The organism is Pseudomonas sp. KH_017, assembly GCF_057840285.1.
Map to the genome: position 1 here is coordinate 6088749 of NZ_CM174509.1, position 26912 is coordinate 6115660.

The following is a 26912-nucleotide window of genomic DNA, read 5'->3' on the forward strand; positions in this document are numbered from 1 at the left end:
TCGGCACCTGACAGATCGCTATCGTCGGAACGCCGCCCGGAGCAAGCTCGCTCCCACAGTGTTTTGAGTCAACCCACAATTTTGTGATCACCGCACATCCTGTGGGAGCGAGCTTGCTCGCGATGGGGCCGGAACAGGCACTAGGGATTGCGACCCTTGATCCGCCTGGTCAAAAACCCGAAATACTCCTGCCGCATCACCAGCGTCTCATTCGCCAGATGATGCCGTGCCTCGGGCAGCATCAGCACCTGCGGCCGATCAAACTTGCCCCGCAACACCTCCAGGTTGTGTTCCCAATCCACCGTCATATCGGCCTGCCCCTGCACGATCAGCGGCCGACGGGTACTCATGGGGGCGGCCTCGATGCGTTTGATCCAGCGCGCCAACGCGCCCACCCAGGCTGTCGGCAGGCGCAGCGGCTGCAGCGGATCGGCCTGCAGGAACGGCAGAAAGGCCGGGTCGTTGGAGTTCTCGCTGAAACGCCGGGCGATGGCTTTGACGAAAGGCTTGAGCAGGTAGTAACTCAGTTGCGACCAACCCCACGCCCGCGGCCGCACCAGCGGCGACAGCAGAATCACCTGACCCTGCGCCGGGCTGTTCACCCCCGCATTCAACACATGATCGATCACGATCGCCCCGCCTGTACTCTGCCCGCACAGGTGCCACGGCTGCGGCAAGTCGAGAGATTGCGCCTCGCTGAACAAGCCTTGCAGCGTGTCCTGATACTCAGCGAAATCCTTGATGCTCGCCCGTTCGCCACTGGACAGACCATGCCCCGGCAAGTCGCAGGCAATCACCGCAAAGCCCTGGTCCAGCGCCCACTCGATCACATGCCGGTAAAGCCCGGTGTGGTCGTAGAATCCGTGGATGACAAACAGCGTCGCCTTGGCTCGCTCAGGCCACCAGAACTGGCTCACCAGCTCATAACCGTCGACCTCGAATCGCCCAAGGCCACTGCGCACCTGACGCTGCGCAAAATCCAGCCCGTAGAATCGCTGGTAAGCCTGCGCCTGCGCCGACAACGGCTGCCAGGCCGCCAGTGGCAGCAGGCTGGCGCGTAGAAGATCGGGGTCGAAAGTAGCCGGCATGGACGATTCCAGAACGTGAAACGGACTTTATAGGCCTGCGATATTCATCTGTCGCGGCAAGCATGGCAAGCTAGCCGCCCTTCGAGGATTGAACCGATGCGCTCGCCCTTTCGCGCCACCCTGTTTGCCAGCCTGCTCGCCGTGGTGTGTGCCGGCGCATTGTGGGCGGCCTACGACTGGTTCCAGGGGCGTTACCTGCGGGCGTTCAGCGAGCACACCGCGATGTTTTCCGGCGATCCGCTGCGCCTCCCCGAATCCCTCGCCGGCCCTGGCGCCATCCGCCTGGTGCACTTCTGGGACCCGGCCTGCCCGTGCAATGTCGGCAATCAACAACACCTGACCGAACTGGTCGAGCGCTACGTTCCCCATGGCGTGGAATTCTATGCCGTGCAAAAAACCGGCAGCCACGGCCAATTGCCGGGCACCTTGAGCAGCCTGAAAACCATCGACATCCTGCCCGGATCCGAACAGATCCCCGCCAGCCCGGCCGTGGCGATCTGGGATCGCAGCGGCAAACTGGCGTACTTCGGCCCCTACAGCGAAGGCCTGACCTGCAATTCCAGCAACAGCTTTATCGAACCGATCCTGCAAGCGCTCGATGAAGGCCGTGCAGTGAGTGCCACGCACACACTGGCCGTGGGGTGTTATTGCCCGTGGCCTGTCGATCCAGCGAAGTAGGCAAAGACCCGCCAATACGAATCCCTCCTACGGGCGATGCGCCAAATCGGCGCGCCGTGTTACACAGTGACGCCAGGAATCACAATAACAACAAGGAGTCTCCATGAAACGCAGCCTGACCGCTCTCGTGCTGTTGATCGTCGTGCTGGCCGCCGGGGCCGGCGGGTACCTCTACAGCAAGCAGCCGTCACGCCAGGGCATGGTGGAACTGCAACACCTGCAAGGCTCCGTCACCGTGCGCTACGACGAGCGCGGCGTCCCGCACATCCGCGCCGACAATGAAACCGACCTGTACCGCGCCCTCGGCTATGTGCATGCCCAGGACCGCCTGTTCCAGATGGAAGTCCTGCGTCGCCTGGCCCGTGGCGAACTGGCCGAAGTGCTGGGGCCAAAACTGCTCGACACCGACAAACTGATGCGCAGCCTGCGCATTCGCGAACGCGCCGAAACCTACTTCGCGAACCTCGACAAGCAGTCGCCCTCCTTCATCGCCATGCAAGCCTATCTGGACGGCATCAACCAGTATCAGGACAGCCACGCCAAACCCGTGGAGTTCGATGTGCTGGGCATTCCAGAACGCCCGTTCACGGCCCAGGACACCATCAGTATCGCCGGCTACATGGCCTACAGTTTTGCCGCGGCATTTCGTACCGAACCCTTGCTGACATTCGTGCGCGATCAACTGGGGCCCGAATACCTGAACATCTTCGATCTCGACTGGCAGTCCAAGGGCGTGCTCAACGGGACCGGCACCACCTTGGCCAGCGCCGACTGGAAAGACCTCAACGCCCTCGCCCGCCTGAGCGAACAAGCCCTGGCTGACAACGGCCTGCCACAGTTCGAGGGCAGCAACGCCTGGGTCGTCGCGGGCAGCCGGACCCAAAGCGGCAAGCCGCTGCTGGCGGGTGATCCGCATATCCGTTTTTCCGCGCCGTCGGTGTGGTACGAAGCGCACCTCTCGGCGCCCGGCTTTGAACTCTACGGCCACTATCAGGCCCTGATGCCGTTTGCGTCGCTGGGCATGAACCGCGACTTCGGCTGGAGCATCACCATGTTCCAGAACGACGACCTCGACCTGATCGCCGAGAAGGTCAACCCGGACAACCCCAATCAGGTCTGGTATCGCGGCAAGTGGGTGGACATGACGACCAGCGAACAGCAGATCGCGGTCAAGGGCCAGGCGCCATTCACCCTGGTGTTGCGTCAATCGCCCCACGGCCCGATCGTCAACGATGCCTTGGGCAGCGGCACCGGCAAAACGCCGATTGCCATGTGGTGGGCGTTTCTCGAAAGCCAGAACCCTATCCTGGAGGGCTTCTACCAGCTCAATCGCGCCGACACCCTGGCCAAGGCCCGCAGTGCCTCGGCAAAAATCCAGGCCCCGGGCCTGAACGTTGTCTGGGCCAATGCCAAGGGTGACATCGGCTGGTGGGCGGCGGCGCAATTGCCTAAACGCCCGGCGGGTGTACGCCCGTGGTTCATCCTCGACGGCAGCACCGCCGAGGCGGACAAGGATGGCTTCTACCCGTTCACGGCCAACCCCCAGGAAGAAAACCCGGCCCGGGGCTATATCGTCTCGGCCAACTTCCAGCCGGTGTCGCCGACCGGCATGGAGATTCCCGGCTACTACAACCTTGCCGATCGCGGCCAGCAGCTCAATCGCCAGCTCAGCGACAAGGCGGTCAAATGGGACCTGGAAAACAGCCAGAAACTGCAACTGGGCACCACCACCGCCTACGGCCCGCGCCTGTTGGCACCGCTGTTGCCAGTGTTGCGCGAAGTGGTGAGCGATCCCGCCGAGCTCAAACTGGTGGAGCAACTGGCCCAGTGGCAAGGCGATTACCCGCTCGACTCGACCAGCGCCACGCTGTTCAACCAGTTCCTGTTCAACCTGGCTGACGCGACGATGCGCGATGAGCTGGGTAACGACTTCTTCGAAACGCTGCTCTCGACCCGGGTGATCGACGCCGCGCTCCCCCGCCTGGCCGCCAGCACTGATTCACCGTGGTGGGACAACCGCAGCACCCTCGGCAAGGAAACCCGTGCCGACACGGTGAAGGCCGCCTGGCTAGCCAGCCTCGCGCACCTCAAGAGCACCCTCGGCGCAGACGCCTCGCAATGGCAGTGGGGCAGCGCACACACATTGACCCATGGCCATCCGCTGGGGCAGCAAAAGCCGCTGGACCTGTTCTTCAATGTCGGCCCCTTCGCCGCACCCGGCACCCATGAAGTACCGAACAACCTCTCGGCGAAAATTGGCCCGGCACCCTGGCCCGTCACCTACGGCCCCTCGACCCGGCGCCTGATCGACTTCGCCGACCCGGCCCACAGCCTGACCGTCAACCCGGTTGGCCAGAGCGGAGTCCTGTTCGACAGTCACTATGATGATCAGGCCGAGGCCTACATCGAGGGGATGTACTTCCAGGCGCATTTCAATGACGAAGAAGTCACGGCTAATACGCGCAGTACGCTGAAGCTGTTGCCGGCGCGGGCTGCGCCTTAGATTTTTGCTGGCCGGGCTGGCCCCTTCGCGAGCAAGCCCGCTCCCACAGGTTTCTCTGGTGTTCACAACATTTGTGTTCAACAAAGATCCTTGTGGGAGCGGGCTTGCTCGCGAAGGGGCCCTGAAGAGCAACACAAAACTTCAAACCATCGCCGCAAAGTTCAGCCTGAACTGCTGCGGCGTCACCCCCAATCTACGATTGAACACACTGCGCATGTGCTGGGCATCGCGAAAGCCGCATTGATAGGCCACGGTCTTGAGCGGCGCGCGGGTGCTTTCCAGCAGCGTCCTCGCCGCATCGACCCGCGCGCGCTCGACAAACTCGGCCGGGGTGATTTTCGCTTCCCTGGCAAACACCCGGGAGAAGTTGCGCGCGCTCATGTTGGCGGCATTGGCCAGGTCGGCGATGGCCAGGTCGCCCGTCAGGTTGGCCAGCACGTAATGCTGCACCATCGCCACCGCCGAATCCGCTTCGGCGTGGGGCGTGAGGAACGGGCTGAATTGCGATTGCCCGCCCGAACGCTGGGTGAAAACCACCAGGCGCTTGGCGACATTCAGCGCCACTTCCGGACCGTGATCCCGACCCAGTAGATACAACGACAGATCGATCCCCGCGGTGACCCCGGCCGAGGTGAACAACTCGCCGTCCTCAACATACAGTCGATCCGCCTCCACCCGGGACGAGGGGCACAGCGCCGCCAGATCCGATGCGTCCTGCCAGTGCGTGGTGACCGTGCGCCCCTCCAACAATCCGGCCCGGGCGAGCATGAACGCGCCGTTGCAGATCGAACCAAAGCGCTTGGCCCGGGCGCAGGCATCGCGCAACCAGCCATCGAATGCCCTGCCGAAATCCATGAACGGCAACTGCGGCCCGCCAGCCACCAGCAACAGGTCATACGGCTCCAGCGCTTCGCCGAAATGCCGATGGGCATTGAGTGCCAAACCGTTGGAGCACGCCATCATCCCGCGCTCGACGCCGATCACCTCAAGACGATAGCGATCCTCCGGGGCAAGGAAGCGATTGGCCTCGGAAAACACATCCATGGGTCCGGTGACATCCAGCGACTGGACGCCGGCGAACACCACGATGGCTACGGTTTTACTCATGGTTCAAAACGTCTCTGATGGCACTGATTGCAATGCTCACCTGTAGGAGCGAGCCCGCTCGCGATGGACGTCAACGATGACGGGGGCTACCTGGATGTACGCGGCGCCCTCACGTGCATCGCGAGCAAGCTCGCTCCTACAGGGTCTGCATGCACCCTAGCCAATCCAGGTCCAACAAGCGAGGTTGGCGCGATATGCACGCTCATTGACCGGGATCGCAGCCATGGATCGATTGTCCGGTTTCGGGGGCCGGAACAGACTGAAACCCTCATCACGACGAGGAAAACTCCATGAGCACCACCATCGCCGGCATCAAGATCCCCGACAGCGCACTGGCCAAGGCCACCACCGAATACATCCGCGACATCGAGTCCGACCTGCTCTACCACCACTCGCGCCGGGTCTTCCTGTTCGGCGCGCTGAGCGGCGAGCGCAAGCAACTGGCCTACAACCCGGAGTTGCTGTACGTCGGCGCGATGTTCCATGACCTGGGCCTGGTGCAAGGTCATCGCAGCGACAACGAACGCTTCGAAGTCGATGGCGCCAACGCGGCAGCAGCGTTCCTCAAGCCTTACGGACTGAGCGATGACGACATTGAACAGGTCTGGCTATCGATTGCCCTGCACACCACGCCAGGCGTGCCTCAGCACTTGCGGCCTACCGTGGCACTGGTCACGGCTGGCGTCGAGATGGACGTGCTGGGCATGGACTACGCGGCGTTTTCCAGCGTGCAGCGCGAAGCGGTGGTGCATGCGCATCCACGGGGCGAGGGTTTCAAGAAGTGCATCATCTGCGCGTTTGCCGACGGCTTGCGCCATCGTCCGCAGACCACGTTTGGCAACGTGAAGACTGATGTGCTGGTGGATCAGGAGCCGGGGTTCAAGCCGATGAACTTCGTCGAGGTCATCCGCAAATCGCCTTGGATTTCCTGACTGCCAAAGAACCTGTGGGAGCGGGCTTGCTCGCGAAGGGGTCGTGTCAGTCGACATCAAAATTGACTGACACACCGCTTTCGCGAGCAAGCCCGCTCCCACATTTTGAATCGGGGTGACCACATTGTTGTGGTCACCCCTGGTTCAGACTCAAGCCGCTTCCGGTGCCTGCGCGCGACGCACGTCCGGTTGCTTCCACGAGTCGGCTGCAGCTTCTTCGATCGCCTGTTGGATCGCACGCTTGCGGCTTTCTTCGGCACGACGGCTGAAGAACCAGACCATGAAGGTCACGATCGACACCGCCAGCAGGATCAGGCTGGCCACGGCGTTGATCTCGGGTTTCACGCCCAGACGCACCGCCGAGAACACTTCCATCGGCAGGGTCGTGGAACCCGGGCCCGACACGAAACTCGCCAGCACCAGGTCATCGAGGGACAACGCGAAGGACATCATGCCGCCCGCCGCCAGCGACGGTGCGATCATCGGGATGGTGATCAGGAAGAACACCTTCCACGGCCGTGCACCGAGGTCCATGGCCGCTTCTTCGATGGACAGGTCCAGCTCGCGCAAGCGCGCCGACACCACCACCGCCACATAGGCCGCACAGAACGTGGTGTGGGCGATCCAGATGGTGACGATGCCGCGTTCCTGCGGCCAGCCGATCATCTGCGCCATGGCCACGAACAGCAGCAACAGCGACAGACCGGTGATCACCTCAGGCATCACCAGTGGCGCAGTCACCAGGCCACCGAACAGGGTACGGCCCTTGAAGCGCGTAATGCGCGTCAGGACGAACGCCGCCAGTGTCCCCAGTGCCACCGCCGCCACCGCCGTGTAACAGGCGATTTCCAGCGAACGCACCACCGAGCCCATCAACTGGCTGTTGTCGAGCAGGCCGACGTACCACTTGATCGACCAGCCGCCCCACACCGTTACCAGCTTGGAGGCGTTGAACGAGTAGATGACCAGAATCAGCATCGGCAGGTAGATGAACAACAGACCCAGTACCAGCATCAGGCTGGAGAAACGGAAGCGCTTCATTCTTTACCCTCCATTTCCTTGGCCTGACTGCGGTTGAACAGGATGATCGGCACAATCAGGATCGCCAGCATCACCACCGCCAGGGCAGACGCCACCGGCCAGTCACGGTTGTTGAAGAACTCTTGCCAGAGCACTTTACCGATCATCAGGGTTTCCGGACCGCCGAGCAGTTCCGGGATCACGAACTCGCCCACCACCGGGATGAACACCAGCATGCAGCCCGCGATGATGCCGTTTTTCGACAGCGGCACGGTGATTTTCCAGAAGCTGTTGAAGGTGCTCGAACCCAGGTCCGACGCAGCTTCCAGGAGGCTCTGGTCGTGCTTCACCAGGTTGGCGTACAGCGGCAGGATCATGAATGGCAGGTAGGAATAAACCACACCGATGTAGACCGCCAGGTTGGTGTTGAGGATCTGCAGGGGTTCGTCGATCAAGCCCATGCTCATCAGGAAACCGTTGAGCAGGCCGTTGTTGCTGAGGATGCCCATCCACGCGTAAACGCGGATCAGGATCGCGGTCCAGGTCGGCATCATGATCAGCAGCACCAGCACCGTCTGCACTTCCTTGCGGGCAACGGAGATGCCGTAGGCCATCGGGTAGCCGATCAGCAGGCAGAGGATGGTGCTGAAAAGCGCCATCTTCAACGAGCCGAGGTAAGCGGCGATGTACAGCTCGTCACCGGCCAGCATCGCGTAGTTGCCCAGGTTAAGCAGCAACTGCAGCTTCTGCTCGGCGTAGCTGTAGATTTCGGTGTAGGGCGGAATGGCCACGTCCGCTTCGGCGAAGCTGATCTTCAGTACGATGAAGAACGGCAGCATGAAGAACAGGAACAGCCAGATGAAGGGAACCCCGATGACCATCTGACGGCCACCGGGAATTATTCGATTGAGTCGACGTTTGAACTTGCGCATGTTCATGAGCGGAGCACCACGCCGCTGTCGTCTTCCCAGTACACGTAGACCTGATCACCCCAGGTCGGACGCTGCCCGCGACGTTCGGCGTTGGCCACGAACGACTGCACCAGCTTGCCGCTTGGCAGTTCGACGTAGAACACCGAGTGCCCGCCCAGGTAAGCGATGTCGTGCACCTTGCCGCTCGACCAGTTGTACTGGCAGGTCGGCATGTCGGCGGTGACCAGCAGTTTTTCCGGACGGATCGCGTAAGTGACCGACTTGTCCTGCACCGAAGTGCTGATGCCGTGGCCGACGTAGATCTGACGATCCAGGTCTTTGCAGGTAATGATCGCGTGGCCTTCGGCGTCATCGATCACTTCGCCTTCGAAGATGTTCACGTTACCGATGAATTCGCAGACCAGGCGGCTGGTCGGGGTTTCGTAAATGTCGATCGGGCTGCCGATCTGGGCGATCCAGCCCAGGTGCATGATCGCGATGCGCTCGGCCATGGTCATGGCCTCTTCCTGGTCGTGGGTCACCATGACGCAGGTTACGCCGACGCGCTCGATGATCTCCACCAGCTCCAGCTGCATTTGCGAACGCAGCTTCTTGTCCAGCGCGCCCATCGGTTCGTCGAGCAGCAACAGCTTCGGACGCTTGGCCAGGGAACGGGCCAGGGCCACACGCTGACGCTGGCCGCCGGACAATTGATGCGGCTTGCGCTTGGCGTACTGGCTCATCTGCACCAGCTTGAGCATGTCGGCCACGCGGGCATCGACTTCAGCGGCCGGCAGCTTGTCCTGCTTGAGGCCGAAGGCGATGTTTTGCGCCACGGTCATGTGCGGGAACAGGGCGTAGGACTGGAACATCATGTTGATCGGCCGCTCGTAGGGCGGCATGTCAGTGATGTCTACGCCATCGAGGAAAATGCGCCCCTCCGTGGGCCGTTCGAAACCTGCGAGCATGCGCAGCAAAGTGGATTTGCCCGATCCCGAACCGCCGAGCAGGGCGAAGATCTCGCCTTTCTTGATTTCCAGGGACACATCGTCCACGGCAATCGTCTCGTCGAACTTCTTCGTGACCCGGTCGATTTTGACCAGCACCTGTTTAGGTTGCTGGTCGCCCTCGAGGGCTTTCTTATAGGCGCCGGAGGCAACTGCCATTTACGAAACTCCCAGAAAAAAGAGTGCAGTTCGCTCAAGGTGAGCCAACCTGGATAGTTTGAGCCTTGAAGCTATTTACCCGACTTGACCTTGGTCCAGCTGCGGGTCATCAAACGTTGAATGTTCGGTGGTAACTCGACCGACACGTAGGTCTTGTCGAGCACCGCTTGCGGTGGATAAACCGCTTCGTCGGTGCGAATGGACTGTTCCATCAGTTTGTCCGAACCCGGGTTAGGGTTGGCATAGCCGACGTAATCACTGACCTGGGCAATCACCTCAGGCTTCAGTAAATAGTTGATGAAAGCGTTGGCCTGCTTGACGTTGGCCGAGTCCTTCGGAATCGCCAGCATGTCGAACCAGAGCGCGCCGCCCTCTTTCGGGATCGAGTAGGCGATGTTCACGCCTTTCTTGGCTTCTTCGGCGCGGTTCTTGGCCTGGAAGATGTCGCCGGAGAAACCGATCGCCACGCAGATATCGCCGTTGGCCAGATCCGCGATGTACTTGGAGGAGTGGAAGTAGGTCACGTAAGGCCGCACTGCAAGCAACTTGGCGGTAGCCTTTTCGTAGTCCTTGGGATCAGTGCTGTTAGCGTTCAGGCCCATGTAGTTGAGCACGGTCGGCATCATTTCATCAGCCGAATCGAGAAAAGCTACGCCGCAACTTTGCAGCTTCTTGATGTTCTCCGGTTCGAACAGCACGCCCCACGAATCAATCGTATCGACGCCCAGCACAGCCTTGACCTTGTCGACGTTGTAACCGATGCCGTTGGTGCCCCACAGGTACGGCACGGCGTACAGGTTGCCCGGATCGTTCTGCTCCAGACGCTTGAGCAGCACCGGGTCGAGGTTCGAATAGTTCGGCAGCTGCGACTTGTCGAGTTTCTGGAATGCCCCGGCCTTGATCTGTTTGCCGAGGAAGTGGTTCGACGGCACGACCACGTCGTAGCCGGTACGCCCGGCCAGCAATTTACCTTCCAGGGTTTCGTTGGAATCGAAGACGTCATAAACCGGCTTGATACCGGTCTCTTTCTGGAAATCGGCCAGGGTGGTCTCGCCGATGTAGTCCGACCAGTTATAAATATGCACGGTACCGGCGGCCTGGACACTGACAGCCAGCGTCAATCCGGCGCCCACCAGCATGGCATTGCGCAACAAAGAAAAAATAGGCAAGTGGAGGTCCTCTGAATTTAGTTGGGCCCAAGTTGCCCCGCGCTACATGACAACCGTGGTTGCCCGGCAACAAAACCGGCGCGCAACTTACCCTCGAAAAACCGTTCCAGCAAAACTTTCTGTCATTTAATTACACCTGTTGTCGCCACCGCGCGGGTGGCGACAACAGGTTGTTGTATCAAACCGGCTTATTTACCGGATTTGATCTTGGTCCAGCTGCGGGTCATGATCCGCTGGGTCGCGGCCGGCAAGTCGGCAATCGCGTACAACTTGGCCAGCACGTCCGCCGGTGGGTAAACGCCCGGGTCGCTGGTGATGTCTTTATCGACCAACGCAGTTGCAGCCGCGTTACCGTTCGGGAAACGCACGGCGTTGGTGATTTCAGCCATGATTTCCGGCTTCTGCAGGAAGGTCATGAACTTGTAGGCGCCTTCGACGTTTTCGGCATCTTTAGGGATGGCGACCATGTCGTAGAAGCTGCCGGCACCTTCTTTGGGAATGTTGTAGCTGACTTTCACCTTGTCACCGGCTTCTTCCGCGCGGGACTTGGCCTGGTAAATGTCACCCGAGTAACCCACGGCCACGCAGATGTTGCCGTTGGCCAGGTCGGAGATGTACTTGGACGAGTGGAAGTAACCTACCGAAGGACGGATTTTCAGGAACAGCGCTTCGGCTTCGGCCAGTTGTTTCTTGTCCTGGCTGTCGGTTGGATAGCCCAGGTAGTGCAACGCCACCGGAATCATCTCGGTTGGCGAATCGAGGAAACTGATACCGCACGACTTCAACTTCGCGGCGTTTTCAGGTTTGAACAGCAGGTCCCAGGAGTTGGTCGGCGCGTCGGCACCCAGCGCAGCCTTGACCTTCTCGGGGTTGAAGCCGATACCGATCGAACCCCACATGTACGGGAAGGCGTGCTCGTTGCCCGGGTCGCTCACGGAAACGGCCTTGAGCAGGTCGGTGTTCAGGTTCTTCCAGTTAGGCAGCTTGGACTTGTCCAGCTTCTGGTAGACGCCAGCCTTGATCTGCTTGGCCAGGAAGTTGTTCGACGGTACAACGATGTCGTAACCGGACTTGCCTGCGAGCAACTTGGCTTCCAGGGTTTCGTTGCTGTCGAAGACGTCATAGACAACCTTGATGCCCGACTCGTCTTCAAACTTCTTGACGGTGTCCGGTGCGATGTAGTCGGACCAGTTGTACACGTGCAGTACTTTGTCATCGGCCTGAACCGCGCCCGCCATCAAACCCATCACGGACATGGCAAGGAGGGTCTTGCCAGCGAGCTTTTTACCTAGTGCCTTCATGCGTAATGCTCCAAATTTTTCTTTTTTGAACCACTTGTTCAGCAACCGAACCCGGGCAGCTGGAACCGCGGCTAGTCTGGCAAGATCCACATCGGTCTTTCAAGGAAACGGCCACGCTTTCTGACAGTTCCGAGCGAAAGTTCCTACTTCATTTGCAGAACTTTGGACTTCCGCTCAGAGCCTAGCACTTAGCCCTGCAATGCACTCAGGGTCAGGTCAAGACACTTGCGAGCCTTGGTCACCAACTCATCGATTTCCGCCGGTGTAATCACCAGTGGCGGAGCGATGATCATGGTGTCGCCGACGGCGCGCATGATCAGGCCGTTATCGAAGCAGAACTGACGGCAGATCATGCCGACGCCCTTGCCCTCGTAACGCTTGCGCGTGGCCTTGTCCTGGACCAGTTCGATGGCCCCCAACAGACCCACCCCACGAACTTCACCCACCAGCGGGTGATCGTTCAGTTCCCGCAGACGCTTTTGCAAATACGGTGCCGTTTCGGCATGAACGCGCTCGATAATCTTCTCGTCGCGCATGATGCGGATGTTTTCCAGCGCCACTGCGGCAGCTACCGGGTGACCGGAGTAAGTGAAGCCGTGGTTGAAGTCGCCGCCCTCGTTGAGCACGTCCACCACTTCATCACGCACGATCAGGCCGCCCATCGGGATGTAGCCCGAGGTCAGGCCCTTGGCGATGGTCATCATGTCTGGCTTGAGGTCGTAGAAATCGGCACCGAACCACTCGCCGGTACGACCGAAACCGCAAATCACTTCGTCAGCCACGAACAGGATGTCGTACTTGGCGAGGATTTCCTTGATGCGCGGCCAGTAGGTCTCTGGCGGAATGATCACGCCACCGGCGCCCTGGATCGGCTCGGCAATAAAGGCACCGACGTTGTCGACGCCGACTTCCAGAATCTTTTCTTCCAGCTGGTTGGCCGCCCAGATACCGAATTCTTCCGGGGTCATGTCGCCGCCTTCGGCGAACCAGTACGGCTGGGCAATGTGGACGATGCCCGGGATCGGCAAATCACCCTGTTCGTGCATGTAGGTCATGCCGCCCAGACTCGCGCCGGCCACGGTGGAGCCGTGATAGCCGTTCTTGCGGCTGATGATGACTTTCTTCTTCGGCTGGCCCTTGATCGCCCAGTAGTGGCGAACCATACGCAGCATGGTGTCGTTGCCTTCGGAGCCGGAACCGGTGAAGAACACATGGTTCATGCCTTGCGGCGCGATGTCGGCGATGGCCTTGGCCAGCTCCAGTACCGGCGGGTGCGCGGTCTGGAAGAACAGGTTGTAGTAAGGCAGTTCGCGCATCTGTTTGCTGGCGGCATCGGCCAGTTCATCGCGACCATAACCAATCGCAACACACCACAGGCCGGCCATACCGTCGAGGATCTTGTTGCCTTCGCTGTCCCAGAGGTAAACGCCCTTGGCGTTGGTAATGATCCGCGGGCCTTTCTCTTTCAGCTGCTTGAAGTCGCTGAACGGAGCCAGGTGGTGGTCATTGCTCAGGATTTGCCATTCACGGGTTTGCGGATTGTTGCTGGTCATACGAATCTCCTAAAAAAATCAGGTGAAAGCGCCACCAGACAGCGGTGGCGCCCGGCGTATCAGACGGCAAAGAGCAGGAATTCCCTTTCCCACGAACTGATCACGCGCTTGAAGTTTTCATGCTCGGCTCGCTTGACCGCAACGTAGCCAGTGATGAAATTTTTGCCCAGGTACCGCTCGATGGTCGCACTGTGTTCCATACGCTCCAGCGCGTCTTCGATGGTCAGCGGCAGACGCAGGTTGCGGCGTTCATAGCCACGCCCCACCACCGGTGCACTCGGGTTCAGGCCTTCGACCATGCCGATGTAACCGCAGAGCAGGCTCGCGGCAATTGCCAGGTAGGGGTTGGCATCGGCGCCCGGCAGGCGGTTTTCCACCCGACGGTTTTGCGGCCCCGCATCCGGCACCCGCAGGCCCACGGTGCGGTTCTCTTCGCCCCACTCCACGTTCACCGGCGCCGAGGTATCCGGCAGGAAGCGGCGGAACGAGTTGACGTTGGGTGCGAACAGCGGCAACAGCTCGGGAATGAGTTTCTGCAAGCCACCGATGTGGTGCAGGAACAACTGGCTCATGGTCCCGTCTTCATTAGAGAAGATGTTCTTGCCGGTCTCGATGTCGATGATGCTCTGGTGCAAGTGCATGGCACTGCCCGGCTCGCCGGTCATCGGCTTGGCCATGAAGGTCGCGGCCACGTCGTGCTTGAGCGCGGCTTCGCGCATGGTGCGCTTGAACACCAGGATCTGGTCGGCCAGGGACAGGGCATCGCCGTGACGGAAGTTGATTTCCATCTGCGCCGTGCCGTCCTCGTGGATCAGCGTATCGAGGTCCAGGTCCTGCAGTTCGCACCAGTCGTAGACGTCTTCGAACAGCGGATCGAATTCGTTCGCCGCTTCAATGGAGAACGACTGGCGACCGGTTTCCGGGCGACCGGAGCGGCCGATTGGCGGTTGCAGCGGGTAGTCCGGGTCGTCACTGCGCTTGGTCAGGTAAAACTCCATTTCTGGCGCCACGATCGGCTGCCAGCCTTTGTCGGTATAGAGTTTCAGGACCTTCTTGAGCACGTTGCGTGGCGACAGCTCGATCGGGTTGCCTTGCTTGTCGTAGGTATCGTGGATGACGATGGCGGTCGGCTCGATGGCCCACGGCACCAGGTACACCGCGCTCTGGTCGGGACGGCAGATCATGTCGATGTCGGCCGGGTCGAGCAGTTCGTAATAGATGTCGTCTTCGACGTAATCGCCGGTCACGGTCTGCAACAGCACACTTTCTGGCAGGCGCATGCCTTTTTCGGCGATGAATTTGTTGGTCGGCGAAATCTTGCCCCGGGTAATCCCGGTCAAGTCGGCGATCATGCATTCGACTTCTGTGATCTTGTGGTCTTTCAACCAATCGGTGAGCTGGTCGAGGTTGTTACTCATAAATGCCTCTAGGCTTGAGTTGTCTGACCTTTTTAAGGTCAGGCGTTGTTTGACGCATCGGCGTCGCGTTGTAGAGCGTTTGCGCGGCAGATTATCGTGCTGGCCGACACGGCTGCGGAGGCCGGGCGTGCAGAATCGCGAGCGGTGCTCTGAACGATGGTCAGGCCGCTATTGTGAATCGGTTCTATATTGAATGGAGTAACCGTAATGGGGGTGCCATCGCAACCGTCCAGAATATCGGACGGGGACGGTCGAACCGTCACGGATGGGAGGATCACCAGAACCGCTGAGGCCACGGAACGGACGGACGTGTCATCACTGTTGTGATAAACATGCCGACCGACCTGTCTTGAGCAGTCGGTGACGCCGATTATCGGCAGGCGAGACATGAAGCACCCCGGTATTATTGCTGTTATGGGTTTGATTCGAGCTTAGCCTTGTTCATTTTTTTACACAACACCCCCGTAAAAAATACAACACGGCCCGCTCAAGCCTGCGGGCGCCATAGAGGCCAAAGGCATAAAAACGCCCCAAAGTGCCTCAAAAAAGCCACACGGGCGCTTTTTTAGGGCAAAAAAGGCCTCGCTTGACTTCGGCATGCCGTTCGGGTTGACTGGAATCTGAAAAGATCAATGATTGATATTTTTAACAACAAAGGTGTTGCATCATGTCGGTACCCCCGCGTGCCGTTCAGCTTAACGAAGCGAACGCGTTCCTTAAGGAACATCCTGAGGTTCTGTACGTTGACCTTCTGATTGCGGATATGAATGGTGTGGTGCGCGGCAAGCGCATCGAACGCACCAGCCTCCACAAGGTTTACGAGAAAGGCATCAACCTGCCGGCCTCTTTATTTGCTCTGGATATCAATGGCTCGACGGTGGAAAGCACCGGCCTGGGCCTGGACATCGGTGATGCTGACCGAATCTGCTATCCAATCCCCGATACCCTATGCAACGAGCCATGGCAGAAGCGCCCGACCGCGCAACTGTTGATGACCATGCACGAACTCGAAGGCGAGCCATTCTTCGCCGACCCGCGTGAAGTGCTGGCCAATGTGGTACGCAAGTTCGACGAAATGGGCCTGACCATCTGCGCCGCGTTCGAACTGGAGTTCTACCTGATCGACCAGGAGAACGTGAACGGTCGTCCGCAACCACCTCGCTCGCCGGTTTCCGGCAAACGTCCGCACTCGACTCAGGTCTACCTGATCGACGACCTCGACGAATACGTCGACTGCCTCCAGGACATTCTGGAAGGTGCAAAAGAGCAAGGCATTCCGGCCGACGCCATCGTCAAGGAAAGTGCCCCGGCGCAGTTCGAAGTGAACCTGCACCACGTGGCCGACCCGATCAAAGCCTGCGACTATGCGGTCCTGCTCAAGCGTTTGATCAAGAACATCGCCTACGACCATGAAATGGACACCACCTTCATGGCCAAGCCTTACCCAGGCCAGGCGGGTAATGGACTGCACGTCCACATCTCGATTCTCGACAAAGACGGCAAGAATATTTTTGCCAGTGAGGATCCCGAGCAGAACGCCGCACTGCGTCACGCGATCGGCGGTGTGCTCGAGACCCTACCGGCGCAGATGGCTTTCCTCTGCCCGAACGTCAACTCGTACCGTCGTTTCGGCGCACAGTTCTACGTGCCGAACTCGCCGTGCTGGGGCCTGGATAACCGCACCGTGGCGATTCGCGTACCGACCGGTTCTTCCGACGCCGTGCGCATCGAGCATCGTGTAGCCGGCGCCGATGCCAACCCGTACCTGCTGATGGCTTCGGTCCTGGCAGGCGTGCACCACGGCCTGGTCAACAAGATCGAGCCTGGCGATCCGGTCGAAGGCAACAGCTACGAACAGAACGAGCAGAGCCTGCCGAACAACCTGCGCGATGCCCTGCGCGAGCTGGACGACAGCGAAGTCATGGCCAAGTACATCGATCCGAAATACATCGATATCTTCGTGGCGTGCAAAGAAAGCGAGCTGGAGGAGTTCGAACACTCCATCTCCGACCTCGAGTACAACTGGTACCTGCATACCGTTTAATCGGTTGCAGTAAAAAAGAAACGCCGCTGGCTGTAAAAGCCTGCGGCGTTTTTTTATGGCCGCCTGCGGCGGATCGCGAGCAAGCTCGCGATGGCGGCCAACGAGACAACGCACAACCCGACTCGTACAATGCCCGCTGCCCCGCAGGAGACTCCAATGACACGCGTAGCCACCCCCCGCAAACCCCGCGCACGCAGCCAGGCCCGGATCGATTCGATACTCGACGCCGCCCGTACACTGCTGGCCGCCGAGGGCGTGGCCAGCCTGTCGATCTACAGCGTTGCCGAGCGCGCGGAGATCCCGCCCTCCTCGGTCTACCACTTCTTCGCCAGCGTGCCTGCCCTGCTCGAAGCCCTGACCGCCGACGTCCATGCGGCCTTCCGCGCCTGCCTGCAAGCTCCCATCGACCACCTCGCCTTGAATGGCTGGCGCGATCTGTCGCGACTGGTGGAACAACGCATGCTCGACATCTATGCAGAGGACGCTGCCGCCCGCCAACTCATTCTGGCCCAGCACGGTCTGACCGAAGTCACCCAGGCCGACCGCCAACACGACATCGAACTGGGCGACCTGATGCACAAGTTGTTCGACCATCACTTCGAGTTGCCGACATTGCCGAGTGATGTCGATGTGTTCGCCCTGGCCATGGAACTGGGCGACCGGGTGTATGCGCGCTCGGTGCAGCAGCACGGGCAGATTACGCCGCGCATGGCCGAGGAAGGGATGCGGGTGTTTGATGCTTATGTGGGGTTGTATTTGCCACCGTATCTGCCCAAACGCAGCGTTCCAGCCTGAGATCTTTATTGGTCACACCGGCCTCTTCGCGAGCAAGCCCGCTCCCACATTTGGAATGCATTCCCCTGTGGGAGCGGGCTTGCTCGCGAAGGCCGCGCCGCGAATCTCGCTGATACACACGCACAAAACACCCCGAAGGGCTCAAACCCTTCGGGGTTGTTGTTTACGCATGTGGCTTACAACTTGGCGATCGACACCTCGGTGGATTTCACAAACGCGATCACTTCACTGCCGACCGCCAGTTCCAGCTCTTTCACCGAGCGTGTGGTGATCACCGAAGTGACGATGCCGGACGCGGTTTGCACGTCGATTTCCGAGAGCACGTCGCCGAGGACGATTTCCTTGATGGAGCCTTTGAACTGGTTGCGAACGTTGATGGCCTTGATCGTCATGATGTTGATTCCTGTCGTTGGGTAAGACTTGAGTTATTGAGCCCAGCGCAATTGCGTAGGCAAGGGTGAAACAGGTTCCGGTTCCGGCGGTTGGCCGGGCAGCGCCAGCACGCGATTGAGCACTTCGGTTTCCAGCGCCGCCAGCCGATGGGAGCCACGAACCCGAGGGCGCGGCAGTTCCACGTGCAGGTCGAGGCCGACTTCGCCGTCTTCGATCAGGATCACCCGATCGGCAATCGCCACGGCTTCACTGACGTCATGGGTCACCAGCAACACGGTGAAACCGTGCTGCTGCCAGAGCCGTTCGATCAGTTGCTGCATTTCAATTCGGGTCAGGGCATCCAGCGCACCCAAGGGTTCGTCGAGCAACAGCAGGCGCGGCTGATGAATCAACGCACGGGCCAAAGCCACGCGCTGCTTTTGTCCACCGGACAGCGCGGCCGGCCACTCGTCGGCGCGATCGGCCAGGCCCACTGCTTCCAAAGCTGCAAGCGCTTGCGGCCGCCAGTTACCCTTGAGGCCCAGACCGACGTTGTCGATGATCTTTTTCCAGGGCAGCAAACGCGCTTCCTGGAACATCAGCCGCGTGTCTTCCCGCGCGTCACTCAATGACGCGGCACCGGCGAGCAACTCGCCGCCTGTTGGTTGATCGAGGCCGGCGAGCAAGCGCAGCAAGGTACTTTTGCCACAGCCGCTGCGACCGACCACGGCGACAAACTGGCCCGCCGGAATGTGCAGGTCGATCTCACGCAGCACCTGCCGTGAGCCAAAGGTTTTTTGCAGCTTGCGCACCGCCAGCGGAATGCCGCGCAGCAGGCGTGGAGGTTGCTCTGCGATCATGCTGCACCTCCCTTGGCAACCTGATACGCCGGGTGCCAGCGCAGCCACACTCGCTCAAGCCCACGGGCCGCGAGGTCGGCCAGTTTGCCGAGCACCGCGTACAACAGAATCGCCAGCACCACCACGTCGGTCTGCAAGAACTCCCGGGCATTCATTGCCAGATAGCCGATGCCGGAACTCGCGGAAATGGTTTCCGCCACGATCAACGTCAACCACATGAAACCCAGGGCGAAGCGCACGCCGACCAGAATCGAAGGCAGCGCCCCCGGCAGAATCACCTGCCAGAACAGACCGAAACCGGACAGGCCATAACTGCGCGCCATCTCCACCAACGCCGGGTCGACGTTGCGGATGCCGTGATAGGTGTTGAGGTAAATCGGGAACAAGGTGCCCAGCGCTACCAGGAAAATCTTCGCTGACTCGTCGATGCCGAACCACAGGATCACCAGTGGAATCAGCGCCAGGTGCGGCACGTTGCGGATCATCTGCACCGAACTGTCGAGCAAGCGCTCGCCCCACTTCGACAGGCCGGTGATGAAACCAAGCGTCAGGCCGATGCCACCACCGATGGTGAAGCCCAGCGCAGCACGCCAGCCACTGATCGCCAGGTGCGTCCAGATTTCGCCGCTGCGCACCAGGCTCACGCCGGCCTCGATCACGGCAATGGGTGCCGGCAGGATCCGTGTCGACAACCAACCCGCCGACACACTCAACTGCCACACCGCCAGCAGCAACACCGGCAACGCCCAGGGCGCAAGGCTGTGGATGATTTTCTTCATGACCGCGCCTCAGCTCTGGGACGCGGCTTTGGGCAGAATGTCGTTGGCGACCATCTCGCCGAACGGGCTTACGTAACCGGCACTTTTCGGCAACTCGGGACGCTCGACATCGAGGTGCGGGAACAGCAACTCGGCCACCCGGTACGACTCTTCCAGGTGTGGATAACCGGAGAAGATGAAGGTATCGATGCCCAGGTCCGCGTACTCCTTCACGCGGGCGGCCACGGTCGGACCATCGCCCACCAGCGCCGTACCGGCACCGCCGCGCACCAGACCGACGCCGGCCCACAGGTTAGGGCTGACTTCAAGATTGGCGCGGTTGCCGCCATGCAATGCGGCCATGCGTTGCTGACCGACCGAATCGAATCGCGCCAGCGAAGCCTGGGCACGAGCGATGGTCTCGTCGTCGAGATGGGAGATCAGCCGATCCGCGGCTTTCCAGGCTTCATCGTTGGTTTCGCGCACGATCACATGCAGGCGAATGCCGAAGCGCACGGTGCGCCCGAGCTTGGCGGCCTTGGCACGGACCTGTTCGATTTTTTCCGCGACGGCGGCCGGTGGTTCGCCCCAGGTCAGGACCATTTCCACCTGTTCGGCGGCCAGGTCTTGCGCGGCTTCCGAGGAACCGCCGAAGTACAGCGGCGGACGCGGTTGCTGGATCGGCGGATAGAGCAATTTCGCCCCCTTCACGCTGATGTGCTGGCCGTCGTAATCGACGGTTTCGCCTTCCAGCACCCGACGCCAGATGCGGGTGAATTCCACCGAAGCCTGATAACGTTCTTCGTGGCTAAGGAACAGTCCATCGCCCGCCAATTCCTCCGGATCACCGCCCGTCACCAGATTGAACAGCGCACGACCGCCGGACAGTCGATCCAGGGTTGCGGCCTGACGCGCTGCCACCGTCGGGGAAATGATCCCGGGGCGCAGCGCGACAAGGAACTTCAAGCGCTGGGTCACAGGAATCAGCGATGCCGCTACCAGCCACGAGTCTTCGCAGGAACGCCCGGTAGGGATCAGTACCCCGCCAAAACCCAGGCGGTCAGCGGCTTGCGCGACTTGTTGCAGATAACCGTGATCGACGGCGCGCGCGCCTTCGGCGGTGCCAAGGTAATGGCCGTCGCCGTGGGTAGGCAGGAACCAGAAAATATTGAGGCTCATGGAGTGGTCTCCTTGGGGGAATCGATTTATTGGGCTTTGGTTACTGAGCTTTGGGCAACGGCAGCCGGAGGCGTCCAGATCACGTCTTTGATGCTCAACTGCTTGGGAATCAGCTTGAGCTGGTAGAAGCTGTCGGCGATTTTCTGCTGCGCCGCGACCACTTCCGGGGTGAGGAACAGCGCGCCATAGCCTTGGCGTTTCACCGAGGTCAGGGTGATGTCTGCTGGCAGGCCGAGCAGCGGAGAAACCTGTTGGGTCACCTCTTGCGGGTTAGCCCTGGACCACTCGCCCACCGCGCGCACTTCTTCCACCAGGGTCTTGATCACCTCGGGATTTCTCTGCGTATAAGGCTTGGTTGCCAGGTAGAACTGATGGTTGTCGACGATGCCCAGGCCATCGCGCAGGGTGCGCGCTTGCAGCTGTTGTTCGGCGGCGGCCTGGTACGGGTCCCAGATCACCCAGGCGTCGACGCTGCCGCGCTCGAACGCGGCGCGGGCATCGGCCGGCGGCAGGAATACGGTCTGGATGTCGGTGTATTTGAGGCCGGCGTCTTCCAGCGCACGCACCAGCAGGTAGTGCACGTTGGAGCCCTTGTTGAGCACGACTTTCTTGCCCTTGAGCTCCGCTACCGATTTGATCGCCGAGTCCTTCGGCACCAGGATCGCCTCACTGTGCGGCGCTGGCGGTTCATAGGCGACGTAGAGCAGATCGGCACCCGCTGCCTGGGCAAACACCGGAGGCGTTTCGCCGGTGACGCCGAAGTCGATGGAGCCGACGTTCAGGCCTTCTAGCAGTTGCGGGCCGCCGGGAAATTCAGTCCATTGCACGTCCACGCCTTGGGCGGCGAGACGTTTTTCCAGGGTGCCCTTGGCTTTGAGCAGCACCAGGGTGCCGTATTTCTGATAACCGATTCGTAGCACGCCTTCCTGGGTAGAAAGCGCCTGAGCTTGAGTAATAACGCCGAAGGCGGCCGCAGCAAACAGAGCGACCAGACCACGACGCAAAATGACAGGGCGCATGGCGCTCTCCTTTTTGCAGTTGGGTTTTGGCTGCACCTGCTTGCCCGTTGGCGGGCGAGTAAGGCCAGTACTTCAATTTTTCGGTGAGGCTCAAATGCTCCAGCGAGCACTCAACAAACGATCATTCAACAGGTTCGGGTCGAGCGGCTTGGGCCGTCGCGCCATGGCGCTGAAAAACAGCTCCAGCGATTCATTCAGTCGTTGTTCCAGCTCCGGCGCCAACTGCGCCAGGGCGCTGCCTTCGCCGTAGGCGATTTGACTGTCGACGGCGAAAATGCCTTGCAGCATTTCCTGGGCCTTCAATGCCGACAGCACCGGCTTGAGCGCGTAATCCACCGCCAGCATGTGAGCGATGCTGCCGCCAGTGGCCATCGGCAGAACCACCTTGTGGCTTAAGGCGCGTTCGGGCAGCAGATCCAGCACGACTTTCAGTGCTCCGGAAAACGATGCCTTGTAAACCGGTGTGGCGATCAGCAGGCCATCGGCGTTTTCAATCTGTTGCAACAGGTCGATCACCTTGGGGCTGTCGAAGCGTGCGTGCAGCAAGTCCTCGGCCGGGAAGTCCCGTACCTGATAACTCACCACTTCCACGCCCTGCCCTTGCAACCAACGCTGGGAGCGATCCAGCAGCACCCCGGAACGAGAGCGCTGACTGGGACTGCCACCGAGTGAGACAACCAACATTCAGACGATTCCTTGCACGGTGTTGGCGATTCGCGGCTTGCGATCTCGCTTCGATGGAGTGACCTTAACAGTTGATTTATATATCCATAAATCATATTTATTCATTTGGTTATGCGTTATGGAAATATGCAAACCGGTTTCTTCCAGGCAAAAAAACAGGCCGTCGAAACGGCCTGAAAATCCCCTGCTTTGTGGGTACTGTTAACTGTGAGGTCTGTGGTGTCTGACCCGACGCCTTCGCGAGCAAGCCCGCTCCCACAGATGGACGCGGACAAATGTGGGAGCGGGCTTGCTCGCGAAGACGGCATCAGCCACACCGCCGATGCCGGCGACTTACCGGTTCGGCTGCGGCGTCAGGCGCAAGTAAGGCTTGACCGCCCGATAGCCCTTGGGAAAACGCTGCTTGATTTCATCCTCATCCTTGAGCGACGGCACGATCACCACCTCATCACCGTCCTGCCAGTTGGCCGGTGTGGCCACCTTGTAGTTATCGGTGAGTTGCAGCGAGTCGATCACCCGCAGGATTTCATTGAAGTTGCGGCCGGTGCTCGCCGGGTAGGTAATCGTCAGCCGGACCTTTTTCTTCGGGTCGATCACGAACAGACTGCGCACGGTCAGGGTGTCGTTGGCGTTGGGATGAATCAGGTCGTAGAGGTCCGAGACCTTGCGGTCGGCGTCATCTAGGATCGGAAAGTTGACCACGGTGCCCTGGGTTTCGTTGATGTCCTCGATCCACCTATGGTGCGACTCCACCGGGTCCACCGACAAAGCGATGGCCTTGACGCCGCGCACTGCGAACTCATCCTTGAGCCTGGCGGTGAAGCCCAATTCAGTAGTGCACACCGGTGTGAAGTCTGCGGGATGGGAAAACAGCACGCCCCAACTATCGCCCAGCCACTGATGGAAACGGATGGTGCCGGCGCTGGAGTTCTGTTCGAAATCGGGGGCGATATCGCCAAGTCTGAGACCCATGGTGCTGCTCCTTGTGAGTGCTTGATGAGTTCAACTGTGCCTGTGTTTTTTATCTATTAAAAAGAATAAATATCGATTTATTTAGATCATAAAGAAATATTAAATATCTGTTCACTGGACGTGCCCGCACAACCGGCCGAACATCGCCCCCAAGGTTCGAGAAGGCCTTGAGTTGCTGCAAAGAGGGAAGTTCAAGGCGGGATTACGGGGGTGAACCCGTCTTGAAAATGTAAAAGCCCCGCCCGGTGCAATACCGGGCGGGGCTTTTTTTGTCTCGGTTACGCGAGTGCTATTACAGCAGCGGGATCGAGTAGCTGAGGATCACGCGGTTTTCGTCCTGCGAACGCGTGTTCGGCAGGTCGGTGCGCCAGGTCGCGTTTTTCCACGCCAGGCCCAGGTTTTTCAGCGGACCTTCCTGAACGACGTAAGCCAGGCTCAGATCGCGCTCCCACTCGGAAGCACCATTGGCCGCCTCGCCACCCTTGGCGTTAACGGTATCGATATCGTCACCGTGCAGGTACACCAGGCCCGCCGTCAGGCCAGGTACGCCGACCTTGGCGAAGTCATAGGAGTAGCGTGCTAGCCAGGTACGCTCGCCGGCACGGCCGAACTTCTGGATTTGCGAGTCGGTGATGGTGTAGTTCGACGAACCGTCGCCCTGGTTCAGCCAAGGGAAGTCACTGCTGCCGTTGCTGACCTGATAACCGCCACCGAAGGTGTGACCGGCAACGGTGTACAGGAACAGACCGCTGTACAGGTTGTTGTCGACCTTGCCTTTGCCATTGGCTGCACCGCTGTAGTTGCCAGTGGTGAAGTACAGAGGGTCGTGACCGTTGGCACCGTCGTCGGAGCTGTTGAAGTAACGCAAGTCAGACTTCAATACGCCAGGGCCGATTGCCCAGTTGTGCACCAGACCCAGGAAGTGTTGCTTGTAGAACTCTTCCAGGTTGCCGTAGTAGTACTGGGCCGTCAGGTCCTTGGTGATCTTGTAGTCGCCACCGGCATAGATGAACTTGTTGCTGTCGCGGCCTGTAGCGGAACGGCTGTTGGCGCCGGAGATAGACAACTGTTCGTTGTTGCTCGAGTTACGACCTTTTACCTGCTCGATCTGACCGCCGATCAAGGTCAGGTCCTTGATGTCGCTCGAGGCGATCTGGCCGCCCTGCCAGGTTTGCGGCAACAGACGACCGTCGTTGGTTACGATCACCGGCAGCTTTGGCTGCAAGGTACCCAGCTTCAGCTCGGTCTGGGAGATCTTGGCTTTGGCAGTCAACCCCAGGCTGGAGAAGTCATCAACCGCTTCGCCGTTGGACTTGCTCGGGAACACGGTGCCGCCGTACGAGTTGTTGCTCGCGCCGTTCGTGCCGCCACCGGAATCCAGTTTGACGCCCAACAGGCCGATCGCATCCACACCAAAACCGACAGTGCCTTGGGTGTAACCGGAGATGAAACGCAGATCGAAGCCTTGGCCCCATTCTTCGTTTTTGTTCGGGCCAGTACCGTCACGGTAATCGGTGTTGATGTAGAAGTTACGCAGCCCCAATGTTGCCTTGCTGTCTTCGATAAAACCCGCGGCGCTTGCCTGCTGGGTCAAAACCCCGACGGCCACAGCGATGGCCAAGGTGGACTTGTTCATGTTTCGCTCCTCTCGTTTCTAATTCTGATGTTCCTGGTCCCGAATCGATTGCCCGGGATCCTGAATGCATAAATTCGCGGCAAACCGTCTGAGCCGGTCGTTTGGCGGGCCGCAGGATACATGGCCTTAAAGCCAAAAAGAATTTCTTGATGCTTTTTAATATCGTCTCGGAATATGACTTCCCACGACAGATCCGAGGTATCGGCGGCTAGGCCAATTCCTGAACCTGATCGTTGGTCGAGGGACGAAACTGCCAAATCCGAGCTCTAGGATGAGTGTCGGACAGGCGCACTTTAAGCGGGATATTTAAAAACTAAAAAGAATAATAAATAATCACTAAAGATCTTTATGGAATATTAAAAAACAGACAAAAAAAACCTCGCCAGCAGGCGAGGCTTTTTTACAAGGCTTGTTACAGGAAGCTGTAGGTGTAGTTGAAGATCAGACGAGTCTGGTCAACATCAGGGTTGTTGGAGACTTCACTGCCACGGTAGACACCATTACGCAGCGTTACGCCGAAACCTTTGAGAGTGCCCTGCTGGATGGTGTAGTCGATCCGCATGTCGCGTTCCCACTCGGAGCTATCAGGGCCGCTGCCGTTGGTAGCCTTGATGTTGTCGCCATGCAGGTAGGCGATCGAAGTTTTCAGGCCCGGCACGCCCAGTCCGGCGAAGTCATAGGAGTACTGACCGAAGGTAGTGTTTTCACCGGCACGAACAAAGCCGTTGATCATGGCGTCGGTGAACAGGTAGAAGCTGGCGCCGCCGTTCCCTTCCGGACGGCCATTGCTATCAACCACGTTGCCCTGGTTCAGGAAAACAAAACCGCCGTCATCGTTGACGCGCTGATGGCCGACCAGGAAGGCGTTGCCACCCAGGGTGTAGGTGAACATGGCGCTCCAGGTCTTGTTATCGACCTCGCCCGGGGTCTTGGCGAAACCGTTGTTGTTGTTGAAACGGAAACCCGGATCACCGTTCTTGCCGTCGGAGCTGCTGTCGAAGTAGCGAATATCAGTCTTGAAGGACTGCTTGGCGTCGATCGTAAACACGTGGATCAAGCCAAGGAAGTCCTGCTTGTAGTAGTCCTTCAGATTCGAGTGGTAGTACTGCAGGGTCAGGTCCTTGGTGACCTTCCAGTCAGCACCACCGTAGTAGAACTTGTTGCTGTCCTCTGTACCGCCAGCCACGGCCAAGCCGGTGGAGTTCGAAGAGGCGCGACCTGCCGAGTGCTCCAACTGACCTGCGTTGAAGGTCACGTTGTCGATTTCTTTCGAGGTGATGGTGCCACCGTCAAAGGTCTGTGGCAGCAGACGACTGTCGTTCGCGACCAGAATCGGCAAGTTGGGTGCCAGAGCGCCACCCAGGTGGGCCTCGGTCTTCGAGAAGCGCGCCTTGACGTTGGCCGCCGCACGGCTCCATTCGTGTACGGCCGAACCATCGGTGTCGCTTGGGAAAAAGGTGTTGGCATCCGGATGGTGCCCCTTGCCGCCATCCAGGTGGATACCCAGCAGTGCCTGGGCGTCGATACCGAAGCCGACAGTACCTTGGGTGAAACCGGACAGATAATCGAATTTCAGGCCTTCCGCGGACTCTTTCTGATCCGCACCGCCTTCACGGTTATCGTTGTTGTAATACATGGTCCGGGAACTGATGGACGCCTTGCTGTCTTCCAGGAAACCTGCGGCGCCTGCCTGCTGCGCCAAAACCCCTACGGCCACGGCCAAAGCCAAGGTGGACTTGTTCATTGT

Annotated in this window: 23 protein-coding genes; 5 read left to right on the top strand and 18 right to left on the bottom strand. The window is 59.7% G+C overall.

Annotated features, from left to right (window positions below):
* Positions 1–140: 140 nt before the first annotated feature.
* Positions 141–1088: a phospholipase BipL gene (gene bipL, locus AC3IT6_RS27800; protein WP_489353759.1), complete on the bottom strand. Its 948-nt coding sequence runs from the start codon at positions 1086–1088 to the stop codon at positions 141–143.
* Between the two features lie 96 nt (positions 1089–1184).
* Here bipL and AC3IT6_RS27805 point away from each other — a divergent pair, with 96 nt between their 5' ends.
* Both AC3IT6_RS27805 and AC3IT6_RS27810 read left to right on the top strand, forming a co-directional pair.
* Positions 1185–1766: a DUF6436 domain-containing protein gene (locus tag AC3IT6_RS27805; RefSeq protein WP_489353760.1), complete on the top strand. Its 582-nt coding sequence runs from the start codon at positions 1185–1187 to the stop codon at positions 1764–1766.
* A gap of 103 nt (positions 1767–1869) precedes the next feature.
* Complete coding sequence (locus AC3IT6_RS27810) at positions 1870–4269, top strand: penicillin acylase family protein (protein ID WP_489353761.1); 2400 nt, start codon at positions 1870–1872, stop codon at positions 4267–4269.
* A 141-nt stretch (positions 4270–4410) separates the two neighbouring features.
* On the opposite strand, the gene AC3IT6_RS27815 is transcribed toward AC3IT6_RS27810, so the two are convergent.
* Positions 4411–5376 (bottom strand): GlxA family transcriptional regulator, encoded by a 966-nt coding sequence (locus tag AC3IT6_RS27815; protein ID WP_489353762.1) that lies wholly within the window; start codon positions 5374–5376, stop codon positions 4411–4413.
* Between the two features lie 290 nt (positions 5377–5666).
* On the opposite strand from AC3IT6_RS27815, the gene AC3IT6_RS27820 reads away from it, so the two are divergent.
* The gene (locus AC3IT6_RS27820; RefSeq protein WP_489353763.1) at positions 5667–6308 is read left to right on the top strand and encodes an HD domain-containing protein; all 642 of its coding nucleotides are present in this window, start codon (positions 5667–5669) and stop codon (positions 6306–6308) included.
* Between the two features lie 150 nt (positions 6309–6458).
* Here AC3IT6_RS27820 and AC3IT6_RS27825 read toward each other — a convergent pair whose 3' ends face one another.
* The 7 genes from AC3IT6_RS27825 to AC3IT6_RS27855 all read right to left on the bottom strand — a co-directional run bounded on the left by AC3IT6_RS27825 (position 6459) and on the right by AC3IT6_RS27855 (position 14846).
* Complete coding sequence (locus tag AC3IT6_RS27825; RefSeq protein WP_008048751.1) at positions 6459–7349, bottom strand: ABC transporter permease subunit; 891 nt, start codon at positions 7347–7349, stop codon at positions 6459–6461.
* Positions 7346–8227 (bottom strand): ABC transporter permease subunit, encoded by an 882-nt coding sequence (locus tag AC3IT6_RS27830; protein ID WP_191624904.1) that lies wholly within the window; start codon positions 8225–8227, stop codon positions 7346–7348. The genes AC3IT6_RS27825 and AC3IT6_RS27830 overlap by 4 nt, the downstream gene beginning before the upstream one ends.
* Positions 8228–8262: 35 nt before the next feature.
* Positions 8263–9405, bottom strand: a complete 1143-nt coding sequence (locus tag AC3IT6_RS27835; protein ID WP_095964263.1) for an ABC transporter ATP-binding protein — start codon at positions 9403–9405, stop codon at positions 8263–8265.
* A 71-nt stretch (positions 9406–9476) separates the two neighbouring features.
* Positions 9477–10574, bottom strand: coding sequence for a polyamine ABC transporter substrate-binding protein (locus tag AC3IT6_RS27840; RefSeq protein WP_317853300.1), 1098 nt, complete (start codon positions 10572–10574; stop codon positions 9477–9479).
* Positions 10575–10762: 188 nt separating this feature from the next.
* Positions 10763–11875, bottom strand: coding sequence for a polyamine ABC transporter substrate-binding protein (locus AC3IT6_RS27845; protein WP_008048745.1), 1113 nt, complete (start codon positions 11873–11875; stop codon positions 10763–10765).
* A 188-nt stretch (positions 11876–12063) separates the two neighbouring features.
* Positions 12064–13428: an aspartate aminotransferase family protein gene (locus tag AC3IT6_RS27850; RefSeq protein ID WP_489353764.1), complete on the bottom strand. Its 1365-nt coding sequence runs from the start codon at positions 13426–13428 to the stop codon at positions 12064–12066.
* 59 nt (positions 13429–13487) lie between these two features.
* Positions 13488–14846, bottom strand: a complete 1359-nt coding sequence (locus tag AC3IT6_RS27855) for a glutamine synthetase family protein (protein ID WP_489353765.1) — start codon at positions 14844–14846, stop codon at positions 13488–13490.
* 667 nt (positions 14847–15513) lie between these two features.
* Between AC3IT6_RS27855 and AC3IT6_RS27860 the strand changes: the two genes are divergently transcribed.
* Together AC3IT6_RS27860 and AC3IT6_RS27865 are read left to right on the top strand one after the other, a co-directional pair.
* The gene (locus AC3IT6_RS27860) at positions 15514–16890 is read left to right on the top strand and encodes a glutamine synthetase family protein (RefSeq protein WP_150716318.1); all 1377 of its coding nucleotides are present in this window, start codon (positions 15514–15516) and stop codon (positions 16888–16890) included.
* Positions 16891–17046: 156 nt separating this feature from the next.
* A complete protein-coding gene (locus AC3IT6_RS27865) occupies positions 17047–17685 on the top strand; it encodes a TetR/AcrR family transcriptional regulator (RefSeq protein WP_150724984.1) in 639 nt (212 codons plus the stop codon).
* A 176-nt stretch (positions 17686–17861) separates the two neighbouring features.
* Here AC3IT6_RS27865 and AC3IT6_RS27870 read toward each other — a convergent pair whose 3' ends face one another.
* The 9 genes from AC3IT6_RS27870 to AC3IT6_RS27910 all read right to left on the bottom strand — a co-directional run bounded on the left by AC3IT6_RS27870 (position 17862) and on the right by AC3IT6_RS27910 (position 26909).
* Positions 17862–18077 (bottom strand): TOBE domain-containing protein, encoded by a 216-nt coding sequence (locus tag AC3IT6_RS27870; protein WP_007967989.1) that lies wholly within the window; start codon positions 18075–18077, stop codon positions 17862–17864.
* Between the two features lie 33 nt (positions 18078–18110).
* A complete protein-coding gene (gene ssuB, locus AC3IT6_RS27875) occupies positions 18111–18917 on the bottom strand; it encodes an aliphatic sulfonates ABC transporter ATP-binding protein (RefSeq protein ID WP_489353766.1) in 807 nt (268 codons plus the stop codon).
* Entirely contained in the window at positions 18914–19696 is a 783-nt protein-coding gene (ssuC, locus tag AC3IT6_RS27880) for an aliphatic sulfonate ABC transporter permease SsuC (protein ID WP_489353767.1), read from the bottom strand. The genes ssuB and ssuC overlap by 4 nt, the downstream gene beginning before the upstream one ends.
* A gap of 9 nt (positions 19697–19705) precedes the next feature.
* Positions 19706–20854 (bottom strand): FMNH2-dependent alkanesulfonate monooxygenase, encoded by a 1149-nt coding sequence (ssuD, locus tag AC3IT6_RS27885; protein WP_489353768.1) that lies wholly within the window; start codon positions 20852–20854, stop codon positions 19706–19708.
* Between the two features lie 26 nt (positions 20855–20880).
* Positions 20881–21873: a sulfonate ABC transporter substrate-binding protein gene (locus AC3IT6_RS27890; RefSeq protein ID WP_489353769.1), complete on the bottom strand. Its 993-nt coding sequence runs from the start codon at positions 21871–21873 to the stop codon at positions 20881–20883.
* 90 nt (positions 21874–21963) lie between these two features.
* On the bottom strand, positions 21964–22557 hold the full coding sequence (ssuE, locus tag AC3IT6_RS27895; protein WP_007993145.1) for an NADPH-dependent FMN reductase: 594 nt from the start codon (positions 22555–22557) through the stop codon (positions 21964–21966).
* 333 nt (positions 22558–22890) lie between these two features.
* Positions 22891–23529 carry a peroxiredoxin gene (locus AC3IT6_RS27900; RefSeq protein ID WP_150724979.1) on the bottom strand — a complete coding sequence of 213 codons (639 nt, stop codon included), beginning with the start codon at positions 23527–23529 and terminating at the stop codon, positions 22891–22893.
* Between the two features lie 292 nt (positions 23530–23821).
* Positions 23822–25165: an OprD family porin gene (locus AC3IT6_RS27905; protein WP_489353770.1), complete on the bottom strand. Its 1344-nt coding sequence runs from the start codon at positions 25163–25165 to the stop codon at positions 23822–23824.
* Positions 25166–25577: 412 nt separating this feature from the next.
* Positions 25578–26909 carry an OprD family porin gene (locus AC3IT6_RS27910; protein WP_489353771.1) on the bottom strand — a complete coding sequence of 444 codons (1332 nt, stop codon included), beginning with the start codon at positions 26907–26909 and terminating at the stop codon, positions 25578–25580.
* Positions 26910–26912: the final 3 nt, after the last annotated feature.

Bases quoted from the DNA above. Each gene is read 5' to 3' on its own strand.
- bipL (WP_489353759.1), bottom strand. From the start codon at position 1,088: ATGCCGGCTACTTTCGACCCCGATCTTCTACGCGCCAGCCTGCTGCCA.
- AC3IT6_RS27805 (WP_489353760.1), top strand. From the start codon at position 1,185: ATGCGCTCGCCCTTTCGCGCCACCCTGTTTGCCAGCCTGCTCGCCGTG.
- AC3IT6_RS27810 (WP_489353761.1), top strand. From the start codon at position 1,870: ATGAAACGCAGCCTGACCGCTCTCGTGCTGTTGATCGTCGTGCTGGCC.
- AC3IT6_RS27815 (WP_489353762.1), bottom strand. From the start codon at position 5,376: ATGAGTAAAACCGTAGCCATCGTGGTGTTCGCCGGCGTCCAGTCGCTG.
- AC3IT6_RS27820 (WP_489353763.1), top strand. From the start codon at position 5,667: ATGAGCACCACCATCGCCGGCATCAAGATCCCCGACAGCGCACTGGCC.
- AC3IT6_RS27825 (WP_008048751.1), bottom strand. From the start codon at position 7,349: ATGAAGCGCTTCCGTTTCTCCAGCCTGATGCTGGTACTGGGTCTGTTG.
- AC3IT6_RS27835 (WP_095964263.1), bottom strand. From the start codon at position 9,405: ATGGCAGTTGCCTCCGGCGCCTATAAGAAAGCCCTCGAGGGCGACCAG.
- AC3IT6_RS27845 (WP_008048745.1), bottom strand. From the start codon at position 11,875: ATGAAGGCACTAGGTAAAAAGCTCGCTGGCAAGACCCTCCTTGCCATG.
- AC3IT6_RS27850 (WP_489353764.1), bottom strand. From the start codon at position 13,428: ATGACCAGCAACAATCCGCAAACCCGTGAATGGCAAATCCTGAGCAAT.
- AC3IT6_RS27855 (WP_489353765.1), bottom strand. From the start codon at position 14,846: ATGAGTAACAACCTCGACCAGCTCACCGATTGGTTGAAAGACCACAAG.
- AC3IT6_RS27860 (WP_150716318.1), top strand. From the start codon at position 15,514: ATGTCGGTACCCCCGCGTGCCGTTCAGCTTAACGAAGCGAACGCGTTC.
- AC3IT6_RS27865 (WP_150724984.1), top strand. From the start codon at position 17,047: ATGACACGCGTAGCCACCCCCCGCAAACCCCGCGCACGCAGCCAGGCC.
- AC3IT6_RS27870 (WP_007967989.1), bottom strand. From the start codon at position 18,077: ATGACGATCAAGGCCATCAACGTTCGCAACCAGTTCAAAGGCTCCATC.
- ssuB (WP_489353766.1), bottom strand. From the start codon at position 18,917: ATGATCGCAGAGCAACCTCCACGCCTGCTGCGCGGCATTCCGCTGGCG.
- ssuC (WP_489353767.1), bottom strand. From the start codon at position 19,696: ATGAAGAAAATCATCCACAGCCTTGCGCCCTGGGCGTTGCCGGTGTTG.
- ssuD (WP_489353768.1), bottom strand. From the start codon at position 20,854: ATGAGCCTCAATATTTTCTGGTTCCTGCCTACCCACGGCGACGGCCAT.
- AC3IT6_RS27890 (WP_489353769.1), bottom strand. From the start codon at position 21,873: ATGCGCCCTGTCATTTTGCGTCGTGGTCTGGTCGCTCTGTTTGCTGCG.
- ssuE (WP_007993145.1), bottom strand. From the start codon at position 22,557: ATGTTGGTTGTCTCACTCGGTGGCAGTCCCAGTCAGCGCTCTCGTTCC.
- AC3IT6_RS27900 (WP_150724979.1), bottom strand. From the start codon at position 23,529: ATGGGTCTCAGACTTGGCGATATCGCCCCCGATTTCGAACAGAACTCC.
- AC3IT6_RS27905 (WP_489353770.1), bottom strand. From the start codon at position 25,165: ATGAACAAGTCCACCTTGGCCATCGCTGTGGCCGTCGGGGTTTTGACC.
- AC3IT6_RS27910 (WP_489353771.1), bottom strand. From the start codon at position 26,909: ATGAACAAGTCCACCTTGGCTTTGGCCGTGGCCGTAGGGGTTTTGGCG.